The organism is Streptomonospora wellingtoniae, from assembly GCF_031845375.1.
Taxonomy (GTDB): Bacteria; Actinomycetota; Actinomycetes; order Streptosporangiales; family Streptosporangiaceae; genus Streptomonospora; species Streptomonospora wellingtoniae.
Genome location: NZ_JAVREK010000001.1, coordinates 318,924 through 337,247, shown reverse-complemented (window position 1 = coordinate 337,247; position 18,324 = coordinate 318,924). Strand labels below are relative to the sequence as shown.

Genomic DNA, 18,324 nt, shown 5'->3' with positions numbered 1-18,324 from the left:
ATACCGGCGGCCGACGCGCCGGTGCAACCGCTCGGCATAGCGTCGGAGCATGGCACGGATCGGGCCGCTTGTCACCGGCGCCATCGGCCTCGTCCTGTGCTTCCAGGCGGCCGTTGGGCTCGCCGGGGAACTGGGCGCCGGCGCGTGGCGCGCGGCCGGGCGGCTGTCGGTCGCCGGCCGGCTGCCGCTGCTCGCTGATTACACGGTGTTCGTCAACCTGTCGCTGCTGGTGGCGGGGATCGCCGTGCTCGTCGCCGCTGGACGGCTACGCGGCCGATGAGGCCGGCGACGCAGGCCTGCGAGCGGGAGCGCGGCCGCCCGGCCGCCCGGCCGCCCGGCCGCCGAACGGAATCGGAGGTTCGGACAGCTATGGCTGAGGAGAGAGCTGCGATGGAACGGGACGCCCCCTCGCCCGGCGGAGCCACCGTCGTCGCGCCCGCCAAGAGCGCGCGCGTCCTGATGTGGGGCGGGCTGCCGCTGCTGGGCGCTGTACTCGGCGCACTGCTCGAGGTTCTGGCCGATTGGCTGGCGACCTGGCCGTGGACCCCGTTCGAGGGGCCGGTGCAGCTGATCAGCACGCTGCCGGATCTGCCGACCCGTATCGGCGGAGCCGCGGTGGGACTGGTCGGAGGGCTCGCGCTGGCGCTCATCGGCGAGAGCGAGTCGGGCACGGTGACCGTCGACGGCGACGAGGCCGTCGTCGAGTCCGTCGACCGCCGGGTCGCGTTCCGGCGTCCCCAGGTCAGCGCCGTGTTCAAGGACGGCAAGCGGCTGGTGGCGCTGGGGCCGCGGACCGAGGAGCTGGCCGGGCAGCGCACCGACCTGGACGCGCGCCGACTCGCCGCCGCGTTCCGGCAGCACGGCTATCCCTGGCACGAGGACGGCGACCCCCATGCCGCGGACTACCGCCGGTGGGTCGAAGGAGTGCCGGACCTCTCGGCGAGCGCCCACGGCCTGCTCGCGGCGCGGGCCCGGGCCCTGCGCAAGGACGGTTCCGATGCGGCCAGGGACGCCGAGGAGCTGCGAGCGGAGCTGGGCAAGCTGGGCCTGGTGGTGCGCGAGGAGCGCAAGGCCCAGTACTGGCGCGCGGTCCGCCCGCGGGGCGACGCGGGATCCGCCGCCGACGGCGGCTGAACGCGGCGGGGATCCCGTTCGAGGCGGCCCGGTGCCGCCCGCTGCCCTGCCTGTGCGGCCCGGCGGGTCCGTCGGCGCGAACCGCTCCGGTGCTCCCGCCCGGGGCGGGTCAGGCCGACGGGTGGGCGGACGCCAGGTAGGTGGCGCAGCTTTCCAGCAGGAACTCGGTGCCCTGGCGGGAGATCTTGGCCGTCTGCGGGCTATCGCACGTCTGGTGGACGGTCAGCGCGGTGCGGCCGCCGCCCAGGTCGGTGAAGTCCATCGCCATCCGCTGGGGTTCCAGGGCGGCCTCCTGGGCCGCGCCCATGTCCTCAACGAGGCGGCTGTGCCTGACGACCTCGACGTAGCTGCCGCTGACGGGGTGCAGTTCGCCGGTGGGTGTCTTGATGTCTGCGTGGAACCTGCCGCCGGGGCGCACGTCCAGGACGACGGACTCGGGGACGGCGTTGAACACCTTCGCGAACGCCTCGGGTTCGGTCCACGCGTCCCACACCGCGCCGACGGGGGCGTCGAACTCCCGGGTGACGGTGTAGCTGCTGCCGTCCGCGGTCTCGGTTCCGGGGTTGTGGGTCATAGCGTGCTCCTCAGGTCCGTGCGGCTGCGCCGCGTTCGATGCGACACCCCTTCCGACTGGAGGAACCGCGCGGACTCATCGCCCGCCGGGAACCGAGGCGGGGTGATCCCCCTCCGGCATCCGCCGCGCCCGGCCCGGCGGAGCGCCGGACTCCGAGGGGCGACCCAGCTCACAGCGGGCCTCGCGCCGCCCGTGAGGGCGGACCCCGAGTGGGATCGAAAGCCACGGTAAGGTCGGGGCCGACACGCGATCGGTGCACGTCCCGGCGGGCCCCGGGGCCGCGTCTCGCCCCCCGAACGGAGGACCCGATGTTCGCCCTGGTCATCGTCGCAACGAGCATCATGGTGTTCGGAATCAGCCTGCTGCGGTGCTGGGTCATCGGCAGCAACGCCGTCCTGCTCGCCGCCAAGGAGCGCGCGGGCGAACTCTCCGAGCTGGAAGCCGCGAGGATCCGGCTCGCCGTTCTGGAGCGCGCGCTGTCCATCGTCCGCTACGTCGGCATGGGGATGGGCGCCGTACTCTTCCTCATCATCGTCGGCAGCGCCGTCACCGACCTGGGCGCCTGGGCGGGCGTTTACGCCGTGGTCCTGCTGGCGCTGATGTTCGCATCCGCGGTCCCGTTCGTCGTCTTCTCCGTCAAGCACGCCAGGACCAAGGAGACGATCGACTCCCTGTCCTGATCCGCCGTTCACCGCGGTCGCGGCCGCCGCTCCCAGGAGGCGGCCCGCCTCGTCTGCCCCGCCCGTTGGAGTCGAGGCGGGCGTTCCCGGGGCACCCGGGCCGTATGGGCGCCGCCGGGAGGGGCTCCCGCGGCGGCGCATCCGCTGCGGCTACCCGAGCGGCCGCCCGCCCGTGCCGCTATGCGCGGCCGGGCAGATAGGGGCCGGGATGGCGGAGCACGGCGACCACACCGCGGGTGATCCCCTCCTTGAGCGCGGCCGAGGACCGGCCGACGAGTGTCGCACGCACCGGAGTGTCGTCCGCGCGCAGGAACTGGGTCACGGCGTCGCGGCGCCCCAGGCTGATGTTGAGTGCCACGTAGCACAGCCGGACAGGCCGGGGCGCGCGCCGGCGGGCGGCGTCGGCGGCCACACCGCCGGCGTGCAGACCCATCGGCAGGCCCGTCTGGCAGGTCATTCGCGAGACGCCGCCCCGGGTCTGCGCCGCCGCGGCGTCTCCCGCGGCGATCACCTCCGGATGCGAGACGGAGCGCAGTGAGGGGTCGACGAGCATGCGCCCGGTGCTGTCGACGGCCAGACCCGCCTCGGCGGCCAGCGGGTGGACGCGGAACCCCGCCGTCCACACCAGCGTGTCGAAGGCGATGGGGTCGGACTCTCCTACGAGGGCGCGACCGTCCTGGACTGCGGTGATCTCGGTGTGCTCGCGTACCGTCACCCCCAGCCGCCGCAGGGATCCGCGCAGGTGCCGCAGCGCGCGCGGCGCCAGCCAGTCGGCGACCGCCTCGGCGGAGACGAGTTCGACGCGCGCGGCCGGATGGGCCTCGGCCAGCTCGGCCGCCGCTTCCAGGCCGGTCAGACCGCCGCCGGCCACGACGATGCGGTGTCGCGTCCGGGACGCGGCCGCGGGCGCGGGCGCGGTGTCGACCGTCCGCGAGGCGGCCGGGTCCGCTCCGGCGAGCACGGGCGCCGCCGCGGAGCGGGGGAGGGCGGCTTGCGCGTGAAGGCGGTCGCCCCTGCCGCCGGGGCGTGCTCCCAGACGCGCGCCGAGGTGGTCGCGCAGCCGGGCGGCCTGCTCGGCGTCGGCGACCGCGAACGCGTGCTCGGCCACGCCCGGCACGCCGCGGGTGTCCCACGAGCTTCCCAGCGCATAGACGAGCGTGTCGTAGTGCAGCCGCGTCAGCGGCTCCCGCCCGGGCATCGGCGGTTCGCCCGACGGGGCGGCCGGGTCCGGGCCCTCGTGCCCTTCCACGTGCACGGTGCACGCATCCGGGTCGATCGCGGTGACGCGCCCGAAGACCGCTTCGACGCCGCTTCCGTGCAGCAGGTCGGCGATGCGGATCTCCGGCAGCCGCTGTCCCGCGGCGACCTGGTGGAGGCGGGTCCGCTCCACGAAGTGTTCGGCGGCGTTGACCAGCGTGACGCGCGCCGCGGTGCCGCGCAGGCGCCGGGCGGCGCGCTTGGCGGCGGCCAGACCTGCGAAGCCCGCGCCCAGGACGACGATGCGGTGGGGTGTCATGGCGTTCCTTCCTTCCCTGCGGTTGCTCTGCGGAAGCTGAACCGGTGCCGCGCGCAATCCGTGACAGTCGGAGGCGTGCGGCGGTCGTGAGACGCATCACATGCCCGCCTCTCGCCGCGCCGGGCCGCGCCGGCCCGGCGCGGCGCCGAGGTCCGTCCGCAACCCGGCAGAACGCCTCGCTCGGGATACTGCGACCCGCCCGCTTCGGCGCCGGCTCAGCGATCGGGCCGGTCGCCCCGCTGCTCCGCGGCCACCTGCCCGGCGAGAAACGCCAGCTTCTCGGGATGCAGCACGGCCCGTACCGCCGTGATCCGCCCGTCCTGGCCGACCTCCAGCCAGGTGGTTCCGACCAGCTCGCCGCCGACCCGCAGCACGGCGCCGAGTTCGCCGTTGACCGGCCTCAGCTCGGCATCCATCGCCGTCGTCTCGGGCAGCGTTGCCACCCCGGTCATGAAGCGCGCGACCTTCGAGCGGCCGAAGACGGGCTTGCGCGCCGCGCGGACCCTGCCCCCGCCGTCCGTCCAGGCGACGACGTCGTCCGCGAGCATCTTCTCCAGCGCCGGAACGTCGCCCTCCGCGGCGGCGGCGAAGAACCGTTCGAGGAGCCGCCGCTGTTGGGCGGAGTCGGGTGCGAAGCGGCGCCGCGGCGTGCCGACGTGTTCTCGGGCGCGCCGCAGCAGCTGCCGCGAACGGCGCTCGTCCACATCGAGCAGTCCGGCGATCTCGCGGTGCGTGTGGCCGAACGCCTCGCGCAGCACGAAGACGGCGCGCTCGGGCGGGGTCAGCCGTTCGAGCATGACCAGCACCCCCAGCGACACGGAGTCCCGCTGCTCCGCCGTCTCCATCGGGCCGAGCGCACCGGTGTCGGTCAGCACGGGTTCGGGGAGCCAAGGCCCGACGTAGCGCTCGCGCGTCGCCCGTGCCGATGTGAGCCGGTTCAGGCAGAGGTTGGCGACCACCTTGGTCAGCCAGGCCGCCGGTACCCGCACAACCGAGGGGTCGGCCCTGTTCCAGCGCAGGTAAGCGTCCTGCACCGCGTCCTCGGCCTCGGCCGCCGACCCGAGCAGCCGGTAGGCGAGCCCGAGCAGCCGGGGGCGCTGCTCGGTGAAGAGTTCCGCCTTGGCCGCGTCGGACATGGGGGCCGCCGGGGCGGGCGCGGCGGGCAGCGGGTCGGGCTCGGGTCGCGATGGGGCCACGCCACGATGCTAGGCCGCCGTCTCCGATCACGGTCTGCGCCCCGCCCGATCGGGGCGGTCCACCGGTCCGCGCTCAGGGCCGCGCGAAAAATCGGGCGGTGCGGGCGGCCGCTTCCGGCCGTCCGGCGGGCGCCGACCGGTCAGCGCCTCGTGCCGCGGGGCCGCACCGGCTCGACCGCCGGTGTGCGCATGTGCTCGTAGACGACGCTGGTCTCGACGTCGGCGACCTCCGGCCGCTCGGTCAGGCGGTCGATGACGAACGCGTAGAGGCCGTCGGTGTCGGCGACCGCGACGTGGACCAGGAAGTCCTTGCTGCCCGAGGTGACGAACAGCCCGACGGTCTCGGGCAACCGGGCCGCCCATTCGCGGAAGGACTCGATGTTGCGCCGCGAGGGCGGGCGGATGCGCACCGCGATCATCGCCTGCACGCCGCGCCCGATGGCCTCCAGGTCCACCTCCGCCCGGTATCCCCGCAGCACGCCGCGCTCCCGCATCGACCGCACGCGCTCCAGCGAGGTCGACGGCGCGACGCCGACCGCCGCGGCGAGGTCGCGGTTGGTGCGCCGCGCGTCCTTCTGCACTTCGCGCAGAATGGCCCTGTCGAGTTCGTCCAGCTCCACCGTTTCCGCTCCTTCGCCGAACGAAGTTCGGCAACGCTTTGCACATGTCGCACGTCTGGCTAGCTTCGTTCAGAGTACGCGTACATCGAACGCCGGACGCTCCCGCGCGCGCAACACGTGTTCGGATGCGTCGCCGCACGCCCGCGACCAGGCCGAGGAACCGTATGTCCGACCAGCTCACCCGCCCGGAACCGGCGGAGACGCCCCCCTTCCGACTCGAACCCGACGACATCGACATCGACACGCCCACCCGCGGCCTGCCAGTGAAGTGGGTGATGGTTGTGGACCGCGACCTGGAACCCGGACTCGTCGCCAACACCGCGAGCTGCCTGGCCGCCGCCGTGGGCCGCGAACTTCCGCGAATGATCGGTCCCGGCGGCTTCGACGCCTCGGGCGGCGCCCACCGCGGGCTGCCCTGGACCGGCTGCACCGTCCTGGGCGGCGACGCCGCCGAGGTGGGCGGCATCCGCGCGAAGGCTCTGAGCAAGTCCGGGCTGCTCGTCGTGGACATGCCCTCGCTGGCCCAGGTCTGCCGCGTGTACAGCGGGTATCTGGAAGCGCTCGCCGAGGCCGGCGCCGACGACATCCGCTACCACGGCGTGGCGCTGGTCGGCCCGCGCAACAAGGTCGACAAGATCGTCGGCCGCCTTCCGCTGTTCAAGTGAGGGCCGGTGCTCCCCGGCACCCGGCGGTACGCGAAGAGGGAGGGGCCGGGCCCCTCCCCCTCGCATTGCGCCGCCGGATTCAGTCCAGCGGTTTCGTCACGGTCCCGGCGGCGACGGTCCTGCCGCCCTCGCGCATCGCAAACCCCAGGCCCGGGTGCATGGCCAGGCGGGTGCCCAACTCGACCTGCACGTCTACGGTCTCACCGGGAGAGGCGCGGTCCGCGCGGCTAAGCGAGAGCCGTCCCGGCGCATCGGCCGTGCGGATGTAGAGCTGGGGCCGGTACCCGTCGCCGACGCTGGTGCGGCGCCCGCCCTCCTCCGCTGTGAGCAGGGAGATCCGGGCGGCGAAGCGGCTGTGGGCCGACTGGGTGCCCACGGCCGCGAGCAGCTGCCCGCGCCGCACCTGCTCGCGGCGCACTCCGCGCAGCAGCAGCGCGGCATTGTCGCCGGCCTCGCCGTACTCCATCGTCTTGCCGAAGGTCTCGACCCCGGTGACCACGGCCGTGAAGCCCGGACCCGCGCCGACCGCCTCGACGGTGTCGCCGACGGCCACCCTGCCCTGTTCGATCGAACCGGTGGCTACGGTGCCGCGGCCGGTCACCGTCAGCCCGCCCTCCACCGGCAGCAGGAACGGAGCGTCGGTATAGCGCTCGGGCACCGGCACGTGCTCGTCGACGGCGCGGAGCAACTCGGCCACGGAGGCCGTCCACACCGGGTCGTCCTGCAGGGCGCGCAGGCCGGAGACCCGCACGACGGGTGAGTCCGGGTAGCCGTGCTCGGCCAGCAGTTCACGCACCTCCATCTCGACCAGGTCGGCCAGTTCGGGGTCGGCGCCGTCGGCCTTGTTCAGCGCGACGACGACGTGCCCGACACCGACGCGCCGTGCGAGAAGCACGTGTTCGCGGGTCTGCGGCATGACCCCCTCGTGCGCGGAGATCACCAGGATCGCCCCGTCGAGCTGGGCCGCGCCGGTGAGCATGTTCTTCACGTAGTCGGCGTGGCCGGGCATGTCGACGTGCGCGTAGTGCCGGGTTGCGGTCTCGTACTCGACGTGGGCGATGCTGATCGTGATGCCGCGCGCGGCCTCCTCGCGCGCCCGGTCGATCCGGTCGAAGGGTACGTAGTCGGCACCCGCCGACTCGCTCAGCACCTTGGTGATCGCGGCGGTCAGCGTGGTCTTGCCGTGGTCGACATGCCCCATCGTGCCGATGTTGATGTGCGGCTTGGTCCGCACGAAGGCCTTCTTGGCCATGGTTCCGGTTCCCTCGAAGCTCGCTGCGGAAGCGGCCTGCGCCGTGCCCACCCCTTCCCGCCGGGCCGCATGGACGACCGGGAAGGGGTCAGCGCTCGGCGCCGTCGAACAGGACGCGCAGCGAGACGGCGTTTCGGGCACGCTCCGCGGCGCCCGCGACCGCGGGCGTCAGCGAGGAGGCGTACCGGAACATGCCCGCCATGATCCGCCGCGGCCCGCGCGGCGGCAACCGGTTTTCCGGGTGGACGCGCGGACCGGCGGACCGGGGTCCTCAGTTGTAGGGGCTGGGCGTCACCGGCGAGAGACTCGTGCCCCGGATCCCGGGGTCGGCGCAGACGGACAGGCCCGGGCCCAGCCCTGCGTAGGCGAGTTCTCCGTTGGGGCCGACCGCGTACTCGATGCCGGCGGCCTCCGTGGGCTCGCAGTCGTCCGGCGGGTAGTTGCCGGTGTTGGCGTGGAACATGGTGAACTCGGCGACATCCGCCTCGTCGATTACGAACGCCTCGCCGGGCTCGCTGCGCTGGCGCGCCCAGGAGCCGATCTGCTCACCGTCGCCGTCCACCCAGCGCACCTCCACGGAGCCGGGCATCAGGCAGGCGCCGTCACCGTCGGAGACGCGGTCCAACGCGAAATGGAAGGCCGTGGTGCCGGCCGCGGCGCTGCGGCCGTTCTCAATCAGCTTGACGTGGTGGGACTCGCAGCCGGGTACCGCGCCGGTGCCCCCGGCACCGGCGGTGTCGGCCGCAGCGAGCGGCGCAGCCGCCAGCAGGGCGGGCAGCGCCACCCCGGTGACGACGGCGGTGCGGACGCCGCGGGCGGCGGCGGTGGTGGACGTGCGTGCGGACATGGCTCCCCTTTTCACGGACGTTGCAGCCCGGGTCGTTGCGTTGTCACCGATTGTGATCGGTCTCTCGGGGGCGTCGGTTCGGGAAACGCCGGGGGATATCACGGCCTGATCTGGACGTCGGTGCAGGTAAACCGATGGCTGAGGGGTGCGCCGCGGTTCGCGTGCTCCACCGTCGGCGAGCCGTGCGCAGGCGCCGGAAGGCGGCCGAACGGCGGTAGGTTTGCTGCCATGACTCTGCGGAGCGCAGTGCGCCCCCTCCCGATGGCCGCCCTCCTCGCCGTCGCCGCCTGCGCGCCGAGCGGCCCCGGTGACGCGAGCGTCCGGCCGGCCGCCGCGGAGGAGTCCGCCGGCTCCTCCGGTGGGCAGGCCGCGTCTCCCGAGCCGCCGCCCGCGCACGCGGCCTTCGACTATCAGATCGGCGGGGCCTACCCTCTGCCGGAAGGCGTGGAGGCGGTCGTCCGGGACCGCCTCGACGAGCCCGCCGGCGGCGCCTACAACGTCTGCTACGTCAACGGCTTCCAGGTGCAGCCCGCGGAGCTCGACCGGTGGCGCGAGGACCACCCCGAGCTGCTGCTGCGCGACGCCGACGGCGAGCCGGTCGTCGACGCCGATTGGGACGAGGCGCTGATCGACGTCTCGACGGCGGACAAGCGCGAAGCGGCCGCGGAGGTCGTCGGCGGGTGGATCGAGGGCTGCGCCGAGGACGGGTTCGATGCCGTGGAGCTGGACAACCTGGACTCGTGGACGCGTTCGCAGGGCCTGCTCGGCCGCGCGGACGCAGTCGCGTTCGCCGAACTGCTGGCGGCCCGCGCCCACGCCGAGGGCTTAGCCGCCGGGCAGAAGAACGCGGCGGAGCTGATCAAGGACGCGGACGGCGGTCCGGTGGCCGGCTTCGACTTCGCGGTAACCGAGGAGTGCGGCCGCTGGAACGAGTGCGGCGTCTACGCCGGCGCGTATCCGGACCGGGTGCTGGACGTGGAGTACCGCGACCAGGACATGCCCGCCGCCTGCTCCTTTGGCGGCCTCGGAGTCTCGGCGGTGCTGCGGGACCTGGACGTGGCGACGCCGGACTCCGCGGAGTACGTCTACGCCACCTGCGACGGTTCGGCGGGGCCTGCAATCCGTTGATCTTGTAGCCATCGCAAATGGAAATCGCTTTCCTTTACGATGGCTACAAGATCAACGGCGATGCTGGGCCTCGCACACCTCGGGGCCGCGGGCGTCACTGGAGCAGCGTCAGCTGCTCGCCGCCGCGGGCGGAGCCGCCGTCGGACACCGCCGGGGCGGAGCCGGCGGCCGGTGCTGGGCGGTGCCGCGGCGTGTCGTCGCTGCCGGGGCGCAGCAGGCCGTGGCGGCGCGCGGCCTCGCGCACGCGCCCGCCGACCAGGTCGCGGTACGGCTTGGGAGCGTAGGCGCCGCGGCGGTAGAGCTCGCGGTAGCGCGGTACCAGCTGCGGATGCTCGCGAGCGAGCCACTGCATGTACCACTCGCGCGCGCCGGGGCGCAGGTGGAGCAGGATCGGGGTCACATTCGCGGCGCCGGACTCGGCGATGGCGGCGACCGTCGCCTCGATCTGCTCGGCCGAGTCGGTCAGGCCTGGCAGGATCGGCGCCATCAGCACGGAGCAGTCCAACCCGCGGTCGGCGCACCGGCGGACGACGTCCAGCCGGGAGGCGGGGCGCGGAGTGCCGGGCTCGGCGGAGCGCCACACGGCCTCGTCGAGGGAGCCGACCGAAACCGCCAGGCCCACATCGGTGACTCGGGCCGCCTGTTCGAGCAGGTCGAGGTCGCGCAGGATGAGCCGCCCCTTGGTGAGGACGGAGAACGGGTTCGCGAAGTCGCGCAGCGCAGCGATGATCTGCGGCATCAGCCGGTAGCGCCCCTCGGCCCGCTGGTAGGGATCGGTGTTGGTGCCCATCGCGATCGGCTCGCCCGCCCACCGCGGGTCGGCCAGCTCACGCCGCAGCAGCTCGCCGGCGTTGACCTTGACCATGATCTTGGAGTCGAAGTCGTGCCCGGAGTCGAGGTCCAGGTACTCGTGGGTCCGCCGGGCGAAGCAGTAGACGCAGGCATGGCTGCAGCCCCGGTAGGGGTTGACGGTCCAGCGGAAGGGGACCGCGGCCTCGCCGGGGACGCGGTTGATGACCGAACGGGCGCGGATCTCGACGGCCACGGCGTCGCCGCCGTCGCCGCCGAGGACCGGCTCCGGCCCGGGATCGGCCAGCCCGGCCCGCCCGGTGCCGCGGGCCCAAGCGGAGGGGGCGGGGGCGACGTCCGTGCGCTCGAACAGCGCGGGTTCGTCGTGCTGGTCACGCAAGGATTCCCATCGCATACCCCCAATACGAACACAGGTTCGAATGCGTGTCCAGTGGCTGTCCGCAGCCCGGTGACCTGGAGACCCGCGCCCGCCTCGAGGACCACCGTCCGGTGCCTGAGGCGCACCTCGAACCCATGCGAACCGGTCGGCCATGTCGGATGTGCCTTCCGCTCTGTTCTGGGGGATCGGCGGGCGGTTCCGGCCCCCGGGATGTCCCGGAGCGGCCCGGGCACGGCCGCGCGCCGGGTCCCGGCCGCTAGGCCACCGTCGGTGCGGGGAACACCTGGTAGAGGCGGTTGTCGGGGATGGGGCGGCGCCGCCACTCGCGCGGGTAGCCGACCGAGACCTCCTGGAACCGCACCCCGTCGTGGTAGGTGGTCCGGGGGATGTGCAGGTGGCCGTAGACGACCGCGGCGGCGTCGTACTTCACGTGCCATCCGGCCGTGTGGACGCTGCCGCACCATTGGGCGAACTCGGGATAGTGGAGGACATCGGTGGGTTCGCGCACGAGCGGGTAGTGGTTGACCAGCACGGTCGGACCGTCGACCGAAGCCAGGCGGCGCTCGCTGTACTCCAGCCGGGCCCGGCACCACTCGTCCAGGGAGGGGTAGGGGTCGGGGTGGAGCATGAACTCGTCGGTGCAGACCACGCCGGTGCTGCGGGCGTAGGCCAGCCCGTCCTCCTTGGTGGAGGTGCCGGGCGGATGGAACGTGTAGTCGTAGAGGGTGAACAGCGGAACCACCGTGACCGGACCGCCCGCGCCGCGCCACACGGGGAACGGGTCCTCGGGGGTGTGCACGCCCAGGCCCCGGCAGATGTCCACAAGCTGTTCATAGCGCTCGACGCCGCGCAGCTGCAGCGGGTCGCGCGGCGTGGTCCACAGCTCGTGGTTTCCGGGTACCCACACCACCTCGGCGAACCGCCCGCGCAGCATGCGCAGCGCCTCCTCGACGGCGGCGGGGGTCTCGGCGACATCCCCGGCCACGATCAGCCAGTCGCCGTCGGTGGCTGGGTGCAGGCCCTCCAGCACCCCGCGGTTGCCGCTGTGGGACACGTGCAGGTCGCTGATGGCGAGCAGGTGCGGCTCACCCGCGGGCGCGGCGGCGCCTGCGGGCCCGTCTGCGGCGTTCGGTCCGGGCATCGGCCCTCGGCCCTCCCAGGCTCGGTTCGGCTCGTCTGCCGTCATTCGAACAGTCTCGGACATTCTCCGCGAACCCGTGCACCCGACCCTCGCTCACGCCACTCTGCGGCCGGTCCGCACGCGAACCGGCGGGGGCGCTCAGCCCGACTCCGCCATCGCCGCGAGGCGCCGGGCGAGCACCGCGGCGGCCTCGCGCAGCTCAGGGGGGTCCAGCACCTCCGCCTCGAAGCCCAGCCTCGCCACGTGCATGGCGATCGCCTCCGGCTCGTCCGCTCCGCCGACGAGTACGCACCACCCCTCCTCTCCGTCGTCGTCGATGCGCGCGACCTGGGGCGGCACCAGCGCCCGCACCTGGTCGGCGCGGGCGCGGAGCCGCACCCGGGCGAGATACCGGTACGGCGCCCCGGTGACCGACCGCTGCACGTAGGCGACCGGGTCCGGGTGGTCCCGCGCCCGGAAGCGCCACGTGGTCGCCGCCACCTCGTGCATCCGGTCCAGCCGGAAGGTGCGCCAGTCGTCGCGGTCGGAGTCCCAGGCCATCAGGTACCAGCGGCGACCGGTGGTGACCATCCGCACCGGCTCGACCGTGCGCTCGCTCTGCCGACCGTCGCGGCCGGCGTAGCCGAACCGCACCCGCACGGCGTCGCGGCAGGCCCGCGCCAGCGTCACCAGCACCTCCGCGTCGACCTCCACCCCGGGGCCGACAAGGGTCTCGGTGGCGCCGTGCACCGCCCGTACCTCGGCGCGCAGCCGGGGCGGCATCACCTGGTCGAGCTTCGCGAGCGCTCGCAGCGCCGCCTCGCTCGCCCCGGCTACCGTGCCGCCCGACGCCAGCCGCAGGGAGACCGCCGTCGCGGTGGCCTCCTCGTCGTCGAAGAGCAGCGGCGGCAGCCGGGTGCCCGCCCCGAGTTGGTAGCCGCCGCCGACGCCCGGCGCCGCGTGCACGGGATAGCCCAGTGCGCGCAGGCGCTCCACGTCGCGGCGCACCGACCGGTCGGTCACCCCCAGTTCGGCCGCGAGCTCGGCGGCGGTCCAGGACGGCCGCCGCTGAAGGAGCGCCAGCAGCCGCAGCACACGCTCGGTGGTCGCCTCGACGGTCATAGGCGCATCGTCGCACGGATTACGGAACGAATCTGTCCGTTATTGGGAGGAGGCTGGAGCCATGACCGATCACTCATGGAACAGGCTGCTGAGAGAGCAGCTCGACTGGCACTGGACCAACCAGCTCCGCGGCCGCCTCGACGGGCTCACCGACGACGAGTACTTCCGGGAGCCGGTGGATGGCTGCTGGAGCGTGCGCCCGCGGGGGACCGCCACCGCACCGGTGCAGGGCGGGTCCGGCGCCGTGACCATCGACTTCGCGTATCCCGAGCCCGACCCGGCGCCGTTCACGACGATCGCCTGGCGGCTCGGCCATGTGATCGTCGGCGTGCTGGCGATGCGCAACGCCTCCCACTTCGGCCGCGCGCCCGTCGACTACTGGTCGTTCGAGTACGCCGAGACGGCTTCTGAGGCGCTCGCCCAGCTCGACGCGGAGTACGCCGCGTGGCAGGCCGGAGTCGAGTCCCTGGGCGAAGGCGGCCTCGCCCGCCCGTGCGGAGAGGCGGAAGGGGCCTACGCCGAGCACTCCATGGCGGAGCTGGTCGCCCATATCAACCGCGAAACGATCCACCATCTGGCGGAGGTGTGCCTGCTTCGGGACCTGTATGCGCACACCCGCCCGGAGATCAGGCAGGGGGCGAGCTGACATGGCCCGCGACATCCAGATCACGATCGACTGCGCCGACCCCGCAGGATTGGCGGCGTTCTGGGGCGAGGCCCTGGGATACAAGGTGCAGGACCCGCCCGCGGGCTTCGCGACGTGGGAGCAGGCCCTGGAGGCGATGGGGGTGCCGCCGGAGCGGCGCAACGACGCCTCGGCGGTGGTCGACCCCGAGGGCTCGGGGCCGCGTCTGTTCTTCCAGCGTGTGCCGGAGGGCAAAAAGGTCAAGAACCGGGTGCACCTCGACGTGCGAGCGGCGCCCGGGCTCGACGGCGACGCGCGGATGGCGGCCCTGGAGGCCGAGGCGGAGCGGCTCACCTCGCGCGGCGCGGCACGGATCAGGCGCCATGAGCCCGCCCCGCCGCTCGGGGCCGGCCACATCGTGATGGCCGATCCCGAGGGCAACGAGTTCTGCCTCGACTGACCGCAGGCGCGGGGAGCCGGCGGGACCGGCGCGGCCGGTACCGGGCTCCGCCGCGGGGCACGGCGGCGGCCGCGTCGGGAGGCCGGACGCCGCCGCGATTCGGATCCGCGCCCCGGCGCCGTTCAGTCCGGGAGCCGCCAGCGCCGCCGAAGACCCGATCCGGCGGTCGGCCCGGTGAACGCCGCCGGTCACAGCACTAGAGTGGCGTCGGGGGCCCGTGGTCCCCGTTCGCCGGCGGGGCCGCACCGCGGCCCGCCGGACGTCCGGACGGCCGGCTGCGCCCCCGCTGGCACCGGCGGCACGGCCGTCCCGCACGTGCGGGACGCCCGCTTCCGCCGCCGGATCGGAGGGAAGCCATGACCTGGTACACGCCCGAGCCCGTAGCGGCGGATCTGGCGGACGACCTCGTGCTGAGCTGGACCGCGCGTATCGAGGGCCGCCACCGCCTGGTGCCCGACGGGTGCGTGGACGTCCTGTGGATCGACGGGGGCCGCCTCGTCGTGTGCGGTCCCGAGACCGCCGGATGGACGTTCTCCCTGCCGCCCAGAACCGCCGCGGTGGGCATCCGCTTCCGCCCGGGCCGCGCCGGCGCCGTGCTGGGGATGGACACCGCCGACGCCCGCGAGCGCCGGATCCCGATCGAGGACGTCCTCGGTCCGGCCCGGCAGCGCAGGCTGCTCGAACAGCTCGACGAGGCCGGCGGGGACCGCGAGCGCGTCGCCGTCCTGGAGGACTTGGTCCGCGCCAGTCAGCGGGACACACCTCCCGCAGATCCCGTGGCGACGGCGGTCGCCGGCATGCTCACCGCCGACCCCGCCACACCGGTCGCCGAGCTCGCCGCCGAGACGGGGCTGAGCCAACGCCAGCTCCACCGGCGCTGCACGGCGGCGTTCGGCTACGGGCCCTCGGTCCTGCGCCGCATTCTGCGCCTCCAGCGCTTCCTGTACCTGGCCCGCCATCCCGCGGCCCCCACCGACCTCGCCGGTCTCGCGCACAACGCCGGATTCACCGACCAGTCGCACCTGTACCGGGAGTGCCGCGACCTTGGAGGAGCCTCGCCGCACGAACTCGTCGGGCGCCCGCCGCGCCGGTCCGGTGCGCAGGAGGGCGCACCGCCCGCCGCCGCGCTGGGGGCCGGGATGGTTCCTGCCGCGGTGTCCGATCCGTACACGACCGCGGCCACCGCCACCCTGCAGAATCGTCGCCATGGACAACGCGAACACGGCGACGAACGCCGATACGCCCAAGCCCGACACCGTGCAGATCGCCGAGCGCTACCGGGAGCTGTCCGCTGAGTTCTCCCGGCGGGTCGAAGGCGTCCCCGAAGGCCGTTGGGCCTCCCCGACGCCGTGCCCCGGATGGACGGCACGCGACCTGCTGCGCCACATGATCGACAACCACACGAACATGCCCTCCTACGTGGGGGTGGCGATCGAACTGCGGACCAGCGTCGAGGACGACCCGGTCGCCGCCTGGCACGAAGCGCGCTCGGCCCTGCAGGAGGTGCTCGACGACCCCGAGCAGGCGGCCAAGGAGTTCGACGGCTACTTCGGCCGCATCAGCCTCGCACGGACGGTCGACGACTTCCTGGGCTTCGACCTGGTCGTGCACGCCTGGGACCTCGCCCGTGCCACCGGGCAGGACGAGACCCTGCCCGCCGCCGAGGTGACCCGCGTTTTCGAAGGCGCGCGCCGACTGGGCGACACCCTCCGCATGGAGGGAGTCTGCGGTCCCGAGGTCAGCGTGCCCGAGTCCGCGTCCGAGCAGGACCGGATGCTGGCCTACCTCGGCCGCCGCCCCTGAGCGGGGCGGTCGGCCGCGCCTCCGCCACCGGCACACCCCGTCGATCTTGTAGCCATCGTCACTGGAAATCGCTTTCCTTCACGATAGCTACAAGATCAACGGGGGTTCGGTCCGCCTCCGGCGCCGTCTCCGGGCTCCAGGAGCCGCATGACGGCGCCGAGCTGGCGCACCTGCTCGCGCGTGAGGCGGTCGAACACGCGCTCGCGCACCCGCGTCACGTGCCCTCCGGCGGCAGCGCGCAGCACCTCCAGCCCCTGGTCGGTGAGGATCGCCCAGAAGCCGCGGCGGTCCTCCTCGCAGGGCTCGCGGCGCACGTAGCCGGCGCGCTCCAGCCGTGTGATCTGGTGGGACAGGCGGCTCTTGGACACGATGACGCTGTCGGCCAGTACCCGCATCCGCATCCGCATGCCGGGAGCCTCCGACAGGGCGACGAGGATCCCGAACTCGACGAGGCCGACCCCGCTGCGCGCCTGCAGATCGCGGTCCAGCTCCTCCTCGATGCGGGACTGCGCCCGGAGCAGCGAGCGCCAGACGGACTGCTCCTCGGCGTCGAGCCAGCGCACGCCCTCCTCCCTTGCGGTCATGGGCGCCATCGTACTCACGCCGGCCGTCACCCGGTCCCGCGACCGGTTCCCTCCGCGGCAGGCCCGTCTGGCGCGGCCGGCGCCGACCCGCCGAGACCGCTCCCGGCCAGCCACCGGCGTGCGGCGTCGAGCACGGGGATCGGCAGCTCGTGGCCTCCGCCGTGCTCCTGCAGGGTGACGTCGGCGCCGCGTTCGCGCAGCTGGCGGGTGAGCAGCCGCGCCTCCTCGATGGTCGTCATCGGGTCGATGCGGCCCGCGCCCAGGAACACGGGCGTCCCCGACAGGTCGGCCATGGGGGGTTCGCGGTCCTGCAGCGGCGCCGCGGCGGCGAACAGGGCGGCGCCTGCCAGCGCGCCGGGGTGCAGCAGCAGGGTGGCCGCGGCGATGTTCGCTCCGTTGGAGAAGCCCGCCGCGACGACGCCGCGCGGGTCGAGTCCGTACTCCGCGACGGCGGACTCCACGAAACCGACCAGCTCGCCGGAGCGCGCGATGACGTCCTCGGTGTCGTAGACGCCCTCGCGCAGGCGCCGGAACCAGCGGTTGAGGCCGTTCTCGCTGACCTTGCCGCGGGGCGACAGCAGGGCCGCCCCCGGCGCCAGCGCCCGCCCGAGGCCGAGGAGGTCGTGCTCGTCGGCACCGGTGCCGTGCAGCAGGAGCAGGGTCGGCCGCCCGGGCGCCTCGGCGGGCACGTAGACGTGGTGGAAGCCGGCGGCCGCGCTCATCGGGCCGCCTCGTCGTCGCGCGCGGCGCTCGCGGCCGGCCGGTCGGAGTCCTCGTGCTCGCCGACGACCAGCTCCGGCAGGTGCCGCTCGATCTCGTCGCGCTGCGGTTCCAGCCACGGAGGCAGCTTCAGCCTTCGGCCCAGCTGCAGCAGGGGCTCGTCGTAGTCGAAGCCGGGGCCGTCGGTGGCGATCTCCAGTAGGACACCGCCGGGCTCGCGGAAGTAGACCGAGGTGAAGTAGGAGCGGTCGCGGATCTCGGTCACGCCCACGCCGTCGTCGGCCAGGCTCTGCTGCCAGTGGACCTGGGTGGGCTGGTCCGGGGCGCGGTAGGCGACGTGGTGCACGGTTCCGGCGGCCACCAGGCCGCTGCGGGCGCCGCGGTCTGCCAGGACGTCCACGACGGTGCCCACGCCCTGGCCGGCCGCGCTGGTGTGGAAGCGGTAGCGGCCGCCCAGCTCTGCGGCGAGCTCGAAGCCGAGCTTGCCGTGGAGCATGCCGGCCGTGGCGTCGAGGTCGTGCTCGGTCAGGGTGACGCCGCGGATGCCGCGGACGGCGTGTTCGACCGGGATCCCCGCGCCGTCCCAGGGGTCGGTGTCGTGGAAGTCGGCAGCGGCGACCAGCTCGATGACGAGGCCATCGGGGTCGCGGAGGCTCAGCACGTCCTCGCCGAGCCGCTCGGCGGGCCGGCCGGCCTCGATGTCGAGCGCGGCGAGGTGGCGCTGCCACCAGCCCAGGGAGCCTTCGGGAACAGAGAAGGACGTGGTGGTGGCCTGGCCCGCGCCCAGGCGCCCCTTCGGCGCGTCGGGCCAGGGGAAGAAGGTCAGGATCGTGCCGGGGTTGCCGGCGCGGTCGCCGTAGTACAGGTGGTAGGTGTCGGGCGCGTCGAAGTTGACGGTCTTCTTGACCAGCCGCATGCCCAGCGCGTTCAGATAGAAGTCGGCGTTGGCTTGCGGATCGCTGGCAATCGCGGTGACGTGGTGCAGTCCCGCCGGTCGCACGTCCATGGTCGGCGTCCCCCTCAGATTCAGTTGCCCCGTTGATCGCATCCCTGAAAACAGTTGAATTTTAAACCATATTCCGGCGGCGG

21 protein-coding genes are annotated in these 18,324 nt (G+C 73.7%); 9 read left to right on the top strand and 12 right to left on the bottom strand.

Annotated features, from left to right (window positions below):
• The first annotated feature begins 49 nt into the window (after positions 1-49).
• Entirely contained in the window at positions 50-280 is a 231-nt protein-coding gene (locus tag RM446_RS01450; protein WP_311543201.1) for a hypothetical protein, read from the top strand.
• Positions 281-390: 110 nt separating this feature from the next.
• Positions 391-1,134: a YqeB family protein gene (locus RM446_RS01445; RefSeq protein ID WP_311543200.1), complete on the top strand. Its 744-nt coding sequence runs from the start codon at positions 391-393 to the stop codon at positions 1,132-1,134.
• A gap of 109 nt (positions 1,135-1,243) precedes the next feature.
• Here the strand turns inward: RM446_RS01445 and RM446_RS01440 are convergent, their stop codons facing one another.
• Entirely contained in the window at positions 1,244-1,708 is a 465-nt protein-coding gene (locus RM446_RS01440; protein ID WP_311543199.1) for an SRPBCC family protein, read from the bottom strand.
• Between the two features lie 308 nt (positions 1,709-2,016).
• Here RM446_RS01440 and RM446_RS01435 point away from each other — a divergent pair, with 308 nt between their 5' ends.
• Positions 2,017-2,388, top strand: a complete 372-nt coding sequence (locus tag RM446_RS01435; protein ID WP_311543198.1) for a hypothetical protein — start codon at positions 2,017-2,019, stop codon at positions 2,386-2,388.
• A gap of 178 nt (positions 2,389-2,566) precedes the next feature.
• Here the strand turns inward: RM446_RS01435 and RM446_RS01430 are convergent, their stop codons facing one another.
• From RM446_RS01430 to RM446_RS01420, 3 genes are all read right to left on the bottom strand, one after another.
• Positions 2,567-3,904, bottom strand: coding sequence for an NAD(P)/FAD-dependent oxidoreductase (locus RM446_RS01430; RefSeq protein ID WP_311543197.1), 1,338 nt, complete (start codon positions 3,902-3,904; stop codon positions 2,567-2,569).
• 215 nt (positions 3,905-4,119) lie between these two features.
• Positions 4,120-5,100, bottom strand: a complete 981-nt coding sequence (gene sigJ / locus RM446_RS01425; RefSeq protein ID WP_311543196.1) for an RNA polymerase sigma factor SigJ — start codon at positions 5,098-5,100, stop codon at positions 4,120-4,122.
• 140 nt (positions 5,101-5,240) lie between these two features.
• Positions 5,241-5,720: an Lrp/AsnC family transcriptional regulator gene (locus tag RM446_RS01420; RefSeq protein ID WP_311543195.1), complete on the bottom strand. Its 480-nt coding sequence runs from the start codon at positions 5,718-5,720 to the stop codon at positions 5,241-5,243.
• Positions 5,721-5,884: 164 nt separating this feature from the next.
• Here RM446_RS01420 and RM446_RS01415 point away from each other — a divergent pair, with 164 nt between their 5' ends.
• A complete protein-coding gene (locus RM446_RS01415) occupies positions 5,885-6,385 on the top strand; it encodes a DUF2000 domain-containing protein (RefSeq protein ID WP_311543194.1) in 501 nt (166 codons plus the stop codon).
• A gap of 79 nt (positions 6,386-6,464) precedes the next feature.
• On the opposite strand, the gene RM446_RS01410 is transcribed toward RM446_RS01415, so the two are convergent.
• Both RM446_RS01410 and RM446_RS01405 read right to left on the bottom strand, forming a co-directional pair.
• Complete coding sequence (locus tag RM446_RS01410; RefSeq protein WP_311543193.1) at positions 6,465-7,637, bottom strand: elongation factor Tu; 1,173 nt, start codon at positions 7,635-7,637, stop codon at positions 6,465-6,467.
• A 271-nt stretch (positions 7,638-7,908) separates the two neighbouring features.
• Positions 7,909-8,484, bottom strand: a complete 576-nt coding sequence (locus tag RM446_RS01405; protein WP_311543192.1) for a DUF4232 domain-containing protein — start codon at positions 8,482-8,484, stop codon at positions 7,909-7,911.
• Positions 8,485-8,712: 228 nt separating this feature from the next.
• On the opposite strand from RM446_RS01405, the gene RM446_RS01400 reads away from it, so the two are divergent.
• A complete protein-coding gene (locus RM446_RS01400) occupies positions 8,713-9,612 on the top strand; it encodes an endo alpha-1,4 polygalactosaminidase (protein WP_311543191.1) in 900 nt (299 codons plus the stop codon).
• A gap of 94 nt (positions 9,613-9,706) precedes the next feature.
• Here the strand turns inward: RM446_RS01400 and RM446_RS01395 are convergent, their stop codons facing one another.
• The 3 genes from RM446_RS01395 to RM446_RS01385 all read right to left on the bottom strand — a co-directional run bounded on the left by RM446_RS01395 (position 9,707) and on the right by RM446_RS01385 (position 13,043).
• Positions 9,707-10,816, bottom strand: coding sequence for an Rv2578c family radical SAM protein (locus RM446_RS01395; protein ID WP_311543190.1), 1,110 nt, complete (start codon positions 10,814-10,816; stop codon positions 9,707-9,709).
• A gap of 241 nt (positions 10,817-11,057) precedes the next feature.
• Entirely contained in the window at positions 11,058-11,987 is a 930-nt protein-coding gene (locus tag RM446_RS01390; RefSeq protein WP_311543189.1) for a metallophosphoesterase family protein, read from the bottom strand.
• A gap of 93 nt (positions 11,988-12,080) precedes the next feature.
• Entirely contained in the window at positions 12,081-13,043 is a 963-nt protein-coding gene (locus tag RM446_RS01385; RefSeq protein ID WP_311543188.1) for a helix-turn-helix transcriptional regulator, read from the bottom strand.
• A gap of 61 nt (positions 13,044-13,104) precedes the next feature.
• Between RM446_RS01385 and RM446_RS01380 the strand changes: the two genes are divergently transcribed.
• From RM446_RS01380 to RM446_RS01365, 4 genes are all read left to right on the top strand, one after another.
• Complete coding sequence (locus RM446_RS01380) at positions 13,105-13,689, top strand: DinB family protein (protein WP_311543187.1); 585 nt, start codon at positions 13,105-13,107, stop codon at positions 13,687-13,689.
• 1 nt (position 13,690) lies between these two features.
• Positions 13,691-14,128 (top strand): VOC family protein, encoded by a 438-nt coding sequence (locus RM446_RS01375; RefSeq protein ID WP_311543186.1) that lies wholly within the window; start codon positions 13,691-13,693, stop codon positions 14,126-14,128.
• Between the two features lie 356 nt (positions 14,129-14,484).
• On the top strand, positions 14,485-15,423 hold the full coding sequence (locus RM446_RS01370; RefSeq protein ID WP_311543185.1) for a helix-turn-helix domain-containing protein: 939 nt from the start codon (positions 14,485-14,487) through the stop codon (positions 15,421-15,423).
• Positions 15,335-15,931 carry a TIGR03086 family metal-binding protein gene (locus RM446_RS01365; protein ID WP_311543184.1) on the top strand — a complete coding sequence of 199 codons (597 nt, stop codon included), beginning with the start codon at positions 15,335-15,337 and terminating at the stop codon, positions 15,929-15,931. Before RM446_RS01370 ends, RM446_RS01365 begins: the two co-directional genes overlap by 89 nt.
• A 95-nt stretch (positions 15,932-16,026) precedes the next feature.
• Here RM446_RS01365 and RM446_RS01360 read toward each other — a convergent pair whose 3' ends face one another.
• Genes RM446_RS01360 through RM446_RS01350 form a run of 3 tightly spaced genes read right to left on the bottom strand, consistent with a single transcriptional unit; the run spans position 16,027 to position 18,241 of the window.
• Positions 16,027-16,515 (bottom strand): MarR family winged helix-turn-helix transcriptional regulator, encoded by a 489-nt coding sequence (locus RM446_RS01360; protein WP_311543183.1) that lies wholly within the window; start codon positions 16,513-16,515, stop codon positions 16,027-16,029.
• Positions 16,516-16,541: 26 nt separating this feature from the next.
• Entirely contained in the window at positions 16,542-17,237 is a 696-nt protein-coding gene (locus RM446_RS01355; protein ID WP_311543182.1) for an alpha/beta hydrolase, read from the bottom strand.
• Positions 17,234-18,241 (bottom strand): ring-cleaving dioxygenase, encoded by a 1,008-nt coding sequence (locus tag RM446_RS01350; protein WP_311543181.1) that lies wholly within the window; start codon positions 18,239-18,241, stop codon positions 17,234-17,236. Before RM446_RS01350 ends, RM446_RS01355 begins: the two co-directional genes overlap by 4 nt.
• Between the last annotated feature and the right edge of the window lie 83 nt (positions 18,242-18,324).